The 12,669-nt window shown below is 58.5% G+C and carries 9 protein-coding genes; 5 read left to right on the top strand and 4 right to left on the bottom strand.

Annotated features, from left to right (window positions below; translation table 11 throughout):
- Positions 1-6: 6 nt before the first annotated feature.
- The 3 genes from PQU98_RS07370 to PQU98_RS07360 are packed head-to-tail and all read right to left on the bottom strand — an operon-like array spanning position 7 to position 5,190.
- Positions 7-1,047: a glycoside hydrolase family 43 protein gene (locus tag PQU98_RS07370; protein ID WP_272744258.1), complete on the bottom strand. Its 1,041-nt coding sequence runs from the start codon at positions 1,045-1,047 to the stop codon at positions 7-9.
- 13 nt (positions 1,048-1,060) lie between these two features.
- On the bottom strand, positions 1,061-2,995 hold the full coding sequence (locus tag PQU98_RS07365) for a sialate O-acetylesterase (RefSeq protein ID WP_272744257.1): 1,935 nt from the start codon (positions 2,993-2,995) through the stop codon (positions 1,061-1,063).
- An 8-nt stretch (positions 2,996-3,003) separates the two neighbouring features.
- The gene (locus tag PQU98_RS07360) at positions 3,004-5,190 is read right to left on the bottom strand and encodes a beta propeller repeat protein (protein WP_272744256.1); all 2,187 of its coding nucleotides are present in this window, start codon (positions 5,188-5,190) and stop codon (positions 3,004-3,006) included.
- A 288-nt stretch (positions 5,191-5,478) separates the two neighbouring features.
- On the opposite strand from PQU98_RS07360, the gene PQU98_RS07355 reads away from it, so the two are divergent.
- The 5 genes from PQU98_RS07355 (at position 5,479) to PQU98_RS07335 (ending at position 11,575) form a co-directional block, all read left to right on the top strand.
- Positions 5,479-6,531: a LacI family DNA-binding transcriptional regulator gene (locus PQU98_RS07355; protein WP_272744255.1), complete on the top strand. Its 1,053-nt coding sequence runs from the start codon at positions 5,479-5,481 to the stop codon at positions 6,529-6,531.
- A gap of 224 nt (positions 6,532-6,755) precedes the next feature.
- Positions 6,756-7,952 carry a fumarylacetoacetate hydrolase family protein gene (locus PQU98_RS07350; protein WP_272744254.1) on the top strand — a complete coding sequence of 399 codons (1,197 nt, stop codon included), beginning with the start codon at positions 6,756-6,758 and terminating at the stop codon, positions 7,950-7,952.
- 33 nt (positions 7,953-7,985) lie between these two features.
- On the top strand, positions 7,986-8,735 hold the full coding sequence (gene xylB / locus PQU98_RS07345; protein ID WP_272744253.1) for a D-xylose 1-dehydrogenase: 750 nt from the start codon (positions 7,986-7,988) through the stop codon (positions 8,733-8,735).
- Positions 8,736-8,895: 160 nt separating this feature from the next.
- Positions 8,896-9,795 (top strand): SMP-30/gluconolactonase/LRE family protein, encoded by a 900-nt coding sequence (locus PQU98_RS07340; RefSeq protein WP_272744252.1) that lies wholly within the window; start codon positions 8,896-8,898, stop codon positions 9,793-9,795.
- Entirely contained in the window at positions 9,788-11,575 is a 1,788-nt protein-coding gene (locus PQU98_RS07335) for an IlvD/Edd family dehydratase (RefSeq protein ID WP_272744251.1), read from the top strand. Before PQU98_RS07340 ends, PQU98_RS07335 begins: the two co-directional genes overlap by 8 nt.
- Before the next feature lie 149 nt (positions 11,576-11,724).
- Here PQU98_RS07335 and PQU98_RS07330 read toward each other — a convergent pair whose 3' ends face one another.
- The gene (locus PQU98_RS07330) at positions 11,725-12,669 is read right to left on the bottom strand and encodes a ThuA domain-containing protein (RefSeq protein ID WP_272744250.1); all 945 of its coding nucleotides are present in this window, start codon (positions 12,667-12,669) and stop codon (positions 11,725-11,727) included.

Below are 12,669 nucleotides of genomic sequence, written 5' to 3'. Positions count from 1 at the left end.
GTAAAATTAGTTTCCGCCATCGAGGTCGGTTCTCTGGCGGATGATTTCCAAATGATCACCGGCGTCGCGCATCTCATAGAGCTTGCCGCGGGCGTTCTTGAACGGGCGGTGGACGATCAGCATCAACTGGCCGTCAAAGGTTTCAAACAACATGCCGTGGCCGGAGTCCTGACCCAGAAGGCGCGGTAGCTGCTGCCACGGGCCGGAGAGCTCGCCGGTGATAGAGCGGGCCTGAGTCTGAATGTAGCCATCATTGCCCCAACTCGACCACAGCATCAGAAGTTCACCGGTTTTACTGCGATAAAACTGCGGGCCATCGGTGACATAGGCACGGGTGCCATCGGGCTGAATCTGGACCGCGGATTCGGGGCTGTCTGAGGCCTTGAACAGAACCTTTGGGATGCCGTGGGCTTTAAGATCGTCGCTGAACGACAGGGCTTCGATCGTGCCGTCACCCACTTGCAGCCACTCATGGGAATAGACGTACCACGGCTTACCCGCCCGATCGACATAAAGCGTGCCGTCCAGCGTCATCAGATCGGCAGGGGCTACGGGTTCGCCACCATTCATCAGTTCAAATGGGCCGTCGGGTGTGTCGGACACGGCCATGATCGTGCCGCGCCGATAGGGCTTTCGGCCATTGACCGGGGCTAAGGCTGCATCTTCGTTATGCAGGGTGACAAACAGATAGTATTTGCCCTTCCAGGCGTGCACCTCAGGCGCCCATGCCCCGCCATTGGCCCAGATACCAGAGGGCAGGCTGAATACGACGGACGGCGGCGACCATGATTTCAGATCACGGCTTTTATAGACCATCACGCCCTTGTCCGGTGATCCGGTCAATGCCGTGACATTGGAGGTGTAGAGATAATATATCCCCTGCGTCTTATCGGCGATCACAAACGGATCATGCAGACGCATATCGGGCAGGTTGAGGGTCGCGTCATGGGCCCATCTTTGTGACTGGGGGCTTACCGGCGTCTCCGGCGTGACCGCACACGCTGTCAACATCAGCGCCGCCAAAATCGATGGTATCACCCTGCGCATATCCTGTCCTTTCCTACGGTACCGATGCTTCAAACGGAATGGCGGGCAGATCCTGGTCGGAATAGAGATTAACATAGGGCGCGTCGGCCCAGGCATAGCGCACGAATTTGGCGTCCGGTGTGTTGGCGGCTTTGAGGGTGACGACCATGCCTGACACATCGGCGGTGGCGAACCGGCAGATTTTGGCCGCATCGCAGACTTCAAACCCGATAGCTTGCGCCGAGGAATAGGTTGCAAGGGCGCTGTCAAACGTGATGACAATATCGGCTCCGCTGCGCCCAACCGTGACCAGTTGCGGGCCACCGGCGACAACATTTTCACCGTAAGCGATCTTACGCGCCGCCAGAGCCAGACGCTGTCCCACCACGGCTTTTTGGGTCGGGTGGATATCGACGCGGTCACCAAAATCGATGGCGACGGCCAGCCCGGTTTTCGGGTCGGCATTGACGGTCTGACGCTGGGCTTCGCGCAATTCGGCCCATGTCGATTGGGTTGGCGCCTTGGCCACCGGCCCGAAATTGGCCAGTTGCACCACCAGAAACGGCAGGTCTGGCGTCTCAAACGCGCGACGCCAGTCGGCAATCAGCGCGGGCAGCAGGCGGGCATATTCGGCGGGCTGAGAGACATTGGATTCGCCCTGATACCAGGCCGCCCCTTTGAGGGTATAGGGCGCAAAGGGCGCGATCATGCCGTTATAGAGGTTGGTCAGGCCGCTGGTCGCCAGCCACGGTGTCGAGGGCGAGCTTTTCAGCGCCGCCAGCGGGGCTGAGACCTTATACTTCCACTGGGCGGGCAGGGCGACCTTTGATCCGTCCGCAAACGCTATGCGCCGGTCGTTGGGCTTGCCCCACAACCCGCCGCCGCCGCCGGAATCATAGGCGCGCACGGCAATGACGTTCGCCCCAACCTTAAGCGTTCCCTTGGGGATGGCATAGGTGCGCGGCGCGTTCCAGCTTTCGGTGGCGCCGACGATCTTGCCGTTGACAAAGGTGGTGTCGCCGTCATCGACCGGCCCCAGTTCGATCGTGGCCGCCTGTTTCGCTTGCGCCGCCGTTAAGGTGACAGATGTGCGATACCAGATGACGCCATCAAAAAAGGCCAGTTCGGGCTTTGCGCCTTCCCAGAAACCATCGACGGTGATCGCATCCCATGCGCTGTCGTCGAAATCGCGGGTGGCCCATGCGGCCTTTTGTTTGGCGTCGGGTTCATTGGCCTGCCACCAGTCGAGCATGATCGCCTGCCACTCGGTTTTGGCGCGGGCCTGATCGCGACTGTAGGTGGCAAGTACCTCTAAGCCCTGATCATAGGTTTTCAGATCGCGCAGTGCCCCCTGCGACATCCATGACTGGATGGTGGTGCCGCCCCATGACGAATGGATCATGCCGATAGGGACTTTTTGGGTTTTTTGCAGTTCCTTGGCCATGAAGTAACAGACGGCTGAGGTATCAGAGGTCGTCTCCGGCCCGACCGCGCGCCAGAGCAGAGGTTTGGCAAAGTGATCCCTTTCGGTCGGTTGCGCATCGCGCTCTACCGTCACAAAGCGGATATCCGGATTGGCGGAGTTCAGCACCTCGGTATAGGCATTGGTGGCATACTTCGTCTGAAATTCCATGTTCGACTGGCCCGAACACAGCCAGACATCGCCCATAACCACATCATTGAGCGTGGCCATCGAGGCCCCGCTGGTGGCCGTGAGCGTGTAAGGCCCTCCCGCTTTGGTGGCGGGCAGGGTAGCCATCCACTGCCCCTTGGCATCGGCGGTGACGCTTAACGTGGTGCTTGCGAATGCGAGGTTTACCTGCGCTCCCGCCGCCGCTGTGCCCCAGACCTTAACCGGCTTATCCCGTTGCAGGACGGCATGGTCGCTGAAGATATTATCGAATGCCACCTGTGACCATACCGGTGACGCCGCACTTATGGCGGCAATAGCCGTCAATAAAACCCTCATGATACCCCCTATTTAGCCGCTTCTGGCAGTTTGAAATCACCATACAATACGCCCCGCCCATCGGTGCCGATATATAGCCGGCCAAACACCTTTGGGTCGCCCGCCATGACGCCACGGATCGAGCCGAACTGTTTTGACGGCGTGGTCAGCCGTACCCAGCGCCCGCCCAGATCGGATGAGAAATAAAGCCCTTCGCGGTCATTAAGCTTACCCCACACAAACAGGGCCGGATAGGTCTCACCGGGGGCCGATTTGCCAAACGCTACCGCCCAGGCTTCCTGAATGCCGAACATCGTGGTGAAGGTCTTGCCGCCGTCGTCCGACACATTGAGCCCGTTCCAGCCGCCGACCCACAGATGGCCCTCATTGCCGGGGGCGGCCCTCATCCGTCCGCCCCAGTCGACGGCACTGGTGGTGGCAACCTTAAACGTCAGGCCGCCATCTTCGGAGGCATAGACCGTCTTTTTGCGGTTGTCATAGAGGTAGAATTTTTTCGGGTTCACCCGGTCGGCGATCGGGAAGATGTGGTATTCGGAATTGACCGGCGCGCCGCTCGATTTGACCCAGGTCTGGCCTTTGTCGGTTGAGACATAGGGCTCGGACTTGGCAGGCATCCATACCCATGACGCGCCATCTGCGGATACCCCGATTCCCATAGTCTGGTAATCATTGCCAGTGACGGTCACAGGGTGTGAGGCGAAACCGGTCCAGGTCTTGCCGCCGTCCTCCGAGTAATAGCCAAACGGCGGGCGGTCTGAGGTGCGCACAATCAGGCTGGGTTTGTCTTCGGCGAAGTCCATGCCGCGGGTATGGACGCCGTTCGGGTGGAAATAGGTCGAGTTTTGGGCCGAGGTCAGGTCGTCATGGCGGAACCCGCCGATATCGCCCAATGCTGAAAACACAGGCGCGCCCGTGGGTGGGCTGATCAGTTCCAGCACGGCGGTTTCTTCCAGTCCCTGATTGGTGAAGCGCCAGTTGAGCTTGGCGCCACTATCGATGCTGGCCAGTTCACGGTTTTCCCACAGGCCGTAACCGGTCACATAAAACACGCGGCTGGAATCGAACGGGTCGATATCGATATCGCCGATCCAGTGGCCGAGGTGGTCATGCTTGCCACCCGCATAGGGCAATAACCACGGGGCTTGAGATGTCTCAAAGGCCGATTTTTCGCTTAAGGGCTTCCAGGATTTCCCGCTATCGGTTGAGCGGAAAATCTCATCGCCAGAGCCCCAGCGGTTGAGGGTCGAAACCACCAGTGTGCCGGGTTTTTGCCGGTCGAGCGACAGGCCGGCATAGCCAAAGGTTTCGGATGAGGGCTTAAGCGGGGTAATGTCGAACCAGTGACCGTTATCGGGATCATAGGTTCTGACCGCGCCATCCTTAACGCCGTTCGGGCCGGGGGCGTCGGCAAAGGTCATGAACAGCTTGCCACCGGCATCAAATTCCGCATGGTGCGGCATCAGGCCCTTGGGTGTGCCCGCCACCGTAGCCCAGGTCAGGCCGTTATCCTGTGAGGCATAAAAGCTTTTGCCGTCTTTCGCTTCGACGCCCGCATAGAGGCCGCCTTTGCCATCGGGCAGCACCCACAGCACATGTTCGGCGGGCAGGGTGGTCTTGGTCCAGTTCAGCGCGCCATCATCGCTGCGCCACAGGCCGTCGCGGCTGGTGCCCAGCCACAGGGTCTGCGGGTTTTTCGGATCGACCACCAGGCGTTCACCGGTCGAGCGGCCGTCGGCATTGCCGCCCAGCCAGAACGGCAGTTCGGTCTTGGTAAAGGTCTTGCCGCGGTCTTTGGAAATCAGGATCGCCCCTTTGCGGGCATTGCCGCCCAGATACTCACCCGCCGCCAGATAGACGCGATCCGGGTTTTGCGGATCAAGGCCGATGGAGAGGACGCCATAAAGCTGCGAGTCGGCCCGCCCCAGAAAATCGAGCATCTGCACCCAACGACCGGCCAGCGGATCATAGCGATAGGCCCCGCCAATATCGGTGCGGGCATAGACCAGCCCCTTTTCGGTCGGGTGAAACACCACCCCCGGTACAAAGCCACCGCCCAGAATCTCCACATTCTGCCAGACATAAACCGGGGCTGCGGCCGGTTTTGGGGCGGGCGTTGGTGTTTGCGCCCAAGATGTTGATGTGAGCGCTAACATGGCAGCATAGAGCCCTGCCGCGATGAAACCTTCCCGTACCATATGTGCTTCCCGTTATGTTTTTTGAGCTTGTCTCAGCTTTCTTCGCAAATCGTATTTTGCAGTTGCGAAGGCGTTTGCCGATCAAGCCTTTGATATTTGTAGGATAAAATATGACAGCGTTAGACAATAATGCAAGGTGGAAAAGGTTTCACAGGTAAAAATCGCGCCATTTGCTTTGAGCGCCAAAGCGGATTATGCCTATAGCTGGTTGATTACATATCATTTTCATTATCATCGCCGGGGAAAGCGTATGGTAATAAAATGACCACAATAGGCTAGGGGTACAACTTGGCGAGGAAAGTCGGGCGTCGCGGCGGCAATATAGTGACCATTCATGATGTGGCGCGTCATGTGGGCGTATCGCCCATGACCGTGTCGCGGGTCATCAATGGCGAAAAAAATGTGCGTGAGGAAACCCGTCAAAAGGTTCTGGCCTCGGTTGAGGCGCTCAACTATTCGCCGAATATGGCGGCGCGTAGTCTGGCGACGCAGGATGTGGCGCGGGTGGCGCTACTGTATTCAAACCCGTCGTCGGCCTATCTCAGCGAGTTTTTGTTAGGCATCCTTGAGCAAAGTGCCCAGAGCGGCTGTCAGTTGACGATTGAGAGCTGTGACGGGCCCGAAGGGGCGGCGTCGGCCATTGAAAAGCTGAAAACCACCGGTACGGACGGGGTTATCCTGCCTGCACCGTTGTCGGATTCGACCCGTGTGGCAAAAGCGTTGAAGGATCTCAATATACCTTTTGTCGGGGTGGCCACGGCGCGGCCTGCGGTTGATTTCACTTCAGTCAGTATTGATGACTATAAGGCCGCCTATTCGATGACCAAGCGCCTGATTGCGCTGGGACACCGCCGGATCGGCTTTATCAAGGGCCACCCGAACAACTATGGCAGCCAGCTTCGCTATGATGGTTATGTGGCCGCTATGGCCAAGGCGGGGCTTGAGGTCGACGATTCGGATGTGGCCCAGGGCTATTTCACCTATCGTTCGGGCTTTGATGCGGCCGAAACCCTGCTGGGGCGTGATGAGCGCCCGACGGCCATCTTTGCCTCCAACGACGATATGGCCGCAGGCGCCGTGGCCACAGCCCATCGGCTGGGGCTCGACGTGCCGTCTCAGGTCTCGATCGTCGGGTTTGATGATACGGCTATGGCAACGATGGTGTGGCCGGAACTGACAACCGTGCGTCAGCCGATTTCGGATATGTCGGCGCTGGCGCTGAAACTGCTGCTGGATCAGATCCGTGCCAAGCGTACCGGTGCGCCCTATACGCCTATCCGCGAAATCCGCGATTTCTCCCTGATTGAGCGCCAATCGTCGGCTGCGGTAAGTGACGCTTAAATTTTTACAGGTCATGTAAAATCTGGCGGGGATGGCTTCAAAATTCGCACTGCACCATGAGTGTTTTGGCTTGACATACGCCTGTCGGCAGCGCAAATGGTAGCGCTATCATGATTTAAAAAGCAGAGCCTGTATAAATTTTGACGGACACGGCAAAAATGTCGAAGGTGCCCGTTAGGTGAGATGGATTTGCTTTTCGGGAAATGTTGAGGAAAATCAATTTCATGTCGAACACTGACCACAGCCTGATCAGCGCGCTTCCGGACGACTGGCGTGACGCAACCCTGATTGGACGCATCCAATTACCAGAAGGGCCGACGCCGGTCATGGTTGCCGGTGGTAAGGTTTATGACATGACTCCGGTGGCCCCGACCGTGGCGCAACTGATGGCCCTGTGGCCGCAAAAGGGTGCTCCCGCCGGTGGCAAACTGCTGGGCGATCTGGAAAGTTTCAGCTTCACGACCTCATGGTCGGGTGAGGCGTCTGCGGATAAACTGCTGTCGCCTATCGACCTGCAATGCGTCAAGGCGGCCGGGGTCACCTTCGCCGTATCCGCCGTTGAACGTGTGATCGAAGAACGCGCCCGCGGCGATGCCGATAAGGCGCAAGGCATCCGCGATGCCCTGAAAGAGCGTATCGGGGCCGATATCCGCTCCGTCGTGCCGGGTTCAGACGATGCCGCCAAGTTGAAAGACGCCCTGATCGCTGACGGCATGTGGTCGCAATATCTCGAAGTCGCCATCGGCCCTGACGCCGAAGTCTTCACCAAGGGGCCGGTGTTGTCGTCGATTGGCTGGGGCGACGAAGTCGGTATCCGATCCGACTCGACCTGGAACAACCCCGAACCCGAAGTGGTTCTGGTCGTGGATCCCAAGGGCCGTCCGGTGGGGGCCATGCTAGGTAACGACGTCAATCTGCGCTGCTTTGAAGGGCGCTCGGCCCTGCTGCTGGGTAAGGCCAAAGACAATAATGCCTCGACCGGCCTTGGGCCCTTCATCCGCATGTTTGATGACACCTTTGGCATTGACAATGTCCGCTCGGCCCAGCTTGATCTCGATATCACCGGCCCCGAAGGTTATGTGCTTAAGGGCAAATCCAGCATGACCGAGATCAGCCGTGATCCGCTGGAACTGGTGCGCCAGACCCTGAGCGAGCATCAATATCCCGACGGTTTCATCCTGATGATGGGAACGCTGTTTGCCCCGACCCAGGACCGCGATGTGCCGGGACGTGGCTTTACCCATAAGGTCGGCGATATCGTCAGCGTGTCGTCACCGAAACTGGGGACGCTTACCAACCGCGTGGTGACCTCAAAAGAGGCCGCCCCGTGGTCATATGGTATCGTTGATCTGATGACAAATCTGGCGGGGCGCGGCCTGCTGAATACCAAAAAAGTACAGCCGCACGACGCGGTCGCTTAAAAATAAATACAATTCAAGAAAGTATGGGGACTGATGTCGTCGGCAATCTATCCAAGCCTTAAAGGTAAAAAAGTTCTCATCACCGGCGGCGGCTCCGGCATTGGGGGCGGTCTTGTCACTGCCTTTGTGCAGCAAGGTGCCCGCGTCCACTTTATCGATCTGGTCGATGAGGTATCGGCCACGCTTGATACCGGCGTGCTGGGGGTGGCCCCGACGTTTCATAAGTGCGACCTGACCGATACGCCAGCGTTAGAGGCGACGCTGAAAACCGTGTTGGCCGACGGGCCGGTCAATATCCTGCTTAACAATGCCGCCCGCGATGATCGACACACCCTGTCGGAAGTGACATCGGAATTTTTTGATAAGAATATCGCCGTCAACCTCAAGCATCTGGCCATGACGACGCGCGTGATTGCGCCGGGGATGAAGTCTGCCGGTGGTGGCGCGATCATTAATTTCGGCTCGATCTCCTGGCACCTGGGCTTGCCTGATCTGGTGCTCTATGAAACCGCCAAGGCCGGTATTGAGGGCATGACCCGCGCGCTGGCGCGTGAGCTTGGCCCGGATAATATCCGTGTCACCTCAATCATTCCGGGCAATGTCAAAACGCCGCGCCAGATGAAATGGTACACTCCCGAAGGTGAGCGCCAGATTGTGGAATCACAATGCCTGCCGGGCCGGATCGAGCCTAAGCATGTGGCCTCTCTGGCGCTGTTTCTGGCGTCTGACGATGCGTCGCTTTGCACCGGTCACGGTTACTGGATCGACGCGGGCTGGAGATAGAAGAACCTCCCCTCTTGGAGGGGAGGAGGGAGGCCACTTGTGGCCGGAAGGTGGGGTAATGTTGGCGCAGGATTACCCCCTCTTTCATTTGATGCAGGCCATCAAATGAAAGCTCCCCCTGCAACAGGGGGGGCTAATAAAAAAACGCAGGATGGGAAACATGGTCGCTAATTTTGAGGTCACCTGCGTCTGGGACTTGAAGGCCACGCTGGGCGAGGGCCCGATCTGGTCGGCCAAGGATCATGCCGTATGGTTTGTCGATATCAAATCGTCGAAAATCCATCGCTATGATGTCAGTATCGGCTCGAAACAGTCATGGACCGCGCCATCGCCGTGCGGCTTTATTGCGCCCCGTAAACGCGGCGGCTTTGTGGTCGGCTGTAAGACCGGGCTTTATCTGTTTGAGCCAAAAACGGGTGATTTCACGCTGCTGACCCACATTGAGCCGCACCTGCCGGGCAACCGCCTCAATGACGGCTTTGTCGATGCCAAAGGCCGTCTGTGGTTCGGGTCTATGGATGACGATGAAAACAACCCGACCGGCGCGCTTTACCGCTATGATGCCCGCGGTCTGAAAAAGATGGATGACGACTATGTCATCACCAATGGGCCCGCCGTCAGCCCTGATGGCAAAACCCTCTATCATAACGACACCCTGAAAAAGGTCATCTATGCCTTTGATCTGGATGATGACGGTGAGATTGCGGGTAAGCGAATCTTTGCGCAGTTGGATCAGAACGGAAAAACCGGCGATCACGGCGAAGGTTATATGGACGGGCCCGTGGTCGACAGCGCCGGAAACGTGTGGAACGCGCTGTTTTTCGGCTGGGGCGTCAACTGTTATTCGCCTGATGGCCACTTGATCCGGCGCGTCAAATTCCCGGTGTCCAACGTCACCAAGATCGCCTTTGGTGGTCGTGATCTGAAAACCGTCTATGCCACCACGGCTGCCAAGGGATTGTCGGCTGACGACCTGAAATCGCAACCTTTGGCCGGTGGCCTGTTTAGTTTTGAGGCCGATATCGCCGGCCAGCCGCAATATGAGATTGATCATGTCTAATCGCAAACCTGCCACCCCCAATGGCCGTTTCCGTTCTCAGGAATGGTTCGAGGCCCCCGGCCATATCGATATGGCCGCACTCTACCTTGAGCGCTTCATGAATTATGGGCTGACGCCTGCCGAACTGCGCTCCGGCCGTCCGATCATTGGCATCGCCCAGACGGGGTCGGACATATCGCCGTGCAACCGCATCCATCTGGATCTGGCTGACCGCGTCAAGGCCGGTATCCGCGATGCGGGCGGAATTCCGATGGAGTTTCCATGTCACCCGATTTTTGAAAACTGTCGCCGTCCGACTGCAGCTATTGATCGTAACCTCAGCTACATGACGATGATCGAGATCCTGCACGGCTATCCGATCGATGCTGTGGTGCTGACGACCGGCTGCGATAAGACGACACCGGCGGGCATTATGGCCGCCACGGCAGTTGATATTCCGGCCATTGTCCTGTCGGGTGGGCCGATGCTGGATGGCCATCACGAAGGCGATCTGGTCGGTTCCGGCACCGTTATCTGGCGGTCGCGCCGTAAGCTGGCCGCAGGGCAAATGACCGAGGACGAATTTATCGAAGCGGCTGCGGCGTCGGCCCCCTCGGCAGGCCATTGCAACACTATGGGCACGGCTTCAACCATGAATGCGGTCGCCGAAACGCTGGGCCTATCTTTGCCCGGTTGTTCGGCCATCCCGGCCCCTTACCGTGAGCGTGGGCAGATGGCCTATGAGACGGGTAAGCGCATTGTCGAGATGGCGTGGGAAGACTTAAAACCCTCGAAAATCCTGACGCGCAATTCCTTCCTCAATGCGATTGCTCTGGTGGCTGCCGTCGGTGGATCGACCAATGCCCAGCCGCATATTGTCGCTATGGCCCGTCACGCCGGGGTTGAGCTGACCGATCAGGACTGGATGGCGGCCTACGACATTCCGCTGATCCTCAATATGCAGCCGGCGGGTAAATATCTGGGGGAACGCTTCCACCGTGCGGGCGGGGTTCCGGCGATCCATGTGGAGTTGCTCAAGGAAAACCTGATCGACGGCGATGCCAAAACCATTACGGGTAAGACGATTGCTGAAAACGTCATCGGCCGTGAAACCAAGGACCGTGAAATGATCACGACCGTGGCTGAGCCGATGATGGCACGGGCCGGTTTCCTCGTGCTCAAAGGCAATCTGTTTGAGTTCGCCATCATGAAAACCAGCGTGATTTCCGATGAGTTCCGCACGCGCTATCTGTCGCGGCCGGGGCAGGAAAACATTTTTGAAGCCAGGGCCGTCGTGTTTGATGGCTCGACCGACTATCATGAACGCATCAATGATCCGGCGCTGAATATCGATGAAAACACCATTCTGGTCATTCGCGGCTCCGGCCCGGTCGGCTGGCCCGGTTCGGCCGAAGTGGTCAATATGCAGCCGCCTGATGCCCTGCTCAAAAAAGGCATCACGTCCCTGCCGACCCTGGGCGATGGCCGCCAATCGGGCACAGCGGATTCACCGTCGATCCTCAATGCTTCACCCGAAAGTGCGGTCGGTGGCGGGCTGTCTTGGTTGCGCACCGGCGATATGATCCGCATCGATATCAATACCGGCGCGTGTAATGCGTTGGTTGACGATGCGGTCATCGCCGCCCGTAAGCTTGAGGGCATTCCGGCCTATCCAGACAGCATGACCCCGTGGCAGGAAATCTACCGCCAGACGGTCGGGCAACTGCACACGGGCGCGGTCATGGAACCGGCGCTGAAATTCACCCACATAGCCGAGCAGATGCCACGGCATAATCATTGATTATCTCCTCCCCACTGCGTGGGGAGGTGGCGAGTAAGGCCAAAGGCCGCATTGAGACGGAGGGGTATGCGGTATGTACCCCTCCACCATCTGCGGGACAAACGTCCCTTGATGGTCCCCCTCCCCACTGCGTAGGGAGGAGATTTAAATCAGTGTATCCCTTCAAACTCCGGCCGCACTGATGTTTTCGTCGCGGTCGGAAAATCTGAGGGCACCGGAAAGGTCACCGGGCGGCGTGCCAGCCATTGCAGGGCGCGCGGAAGGATCGTCTGCACGTCCGCGCTGCGCAAAGTTAGCGGCTGAACGTCGCCTGTCCAGACGTGGCCATAGTTGGCCACATAGACCCTGCCCTGCCCATAGCGCACCACCCATTCCAGCGGCCAGTTCATTTGGGTTTTGGCCTCATAGGCATAGGTCAGGATGGTCAAATTTTTAGCCGGGCCGCGCACGTAAGAATAGTGCTCAAGATCTGCCGTCATCCATTGGCGCGGCAGACCCTGATGCACTGGATGATCATTCAGGCGGTGAACAAGGGCGTTGGCGCGCGGGCCGTGGCTGGATTTATCGCCCTGACCGGCAGGGATGCGGGCGATCTTACCGTTACCGTCGATATGGACGGCGATGCCGTAGTTCTTGGGCCGCCAGCCCAGCCCGATCATGTCATTATATTCTGGCCAGTCCGGAAAGCCGTTATTGGCGGCGTGCAGTACATAAACCCCGCCGCCCTTGCGAACATAGGCCTCGAAATCGGCTTTAACCACGTCGGGCCATCCGGCGTCGCTTTTGTAATCATTGCAGGTCTGGATCACGACATCGAAGTCTTGAAACCGTGGCCGCCAGTCGGCCCAGCCGGGAGTGGTGGGCGATGGCGGGGCGGTCGATACGGTCACCTCAAACAGGCCGGTGGGCGCTAAGATTGTCTGAACGATGCGGGTGGTCTGCTGCCAGTCGTGATTGTTGAAACCATCAAGCAGCAACACCCGGATACGGCGTCCTGAGGCGTAGGCGGGCACGCCTGACGCGAAAAGTGCCGCCCCCCCTAAAAGCCACTCACGGCGGGTAAGGGGGCGGGGGATCGGGAGGGATTTGGGCAT

Source organism: Asticcacaulis machinosus (genome assembly GCF_028550435.1).
Taxonomy (GTDB): Bacteria; Pseudomonadota; Alphaproteobacteria; order Caulobacterales; family Caulobacteraceae; genus Asticcacaulis; species Asticcacaulis machinosus.
Note: the sequence above shows the minus strand (reverse complement) of the source record. Positions and strands in the feature narration are given on the sequence as shown.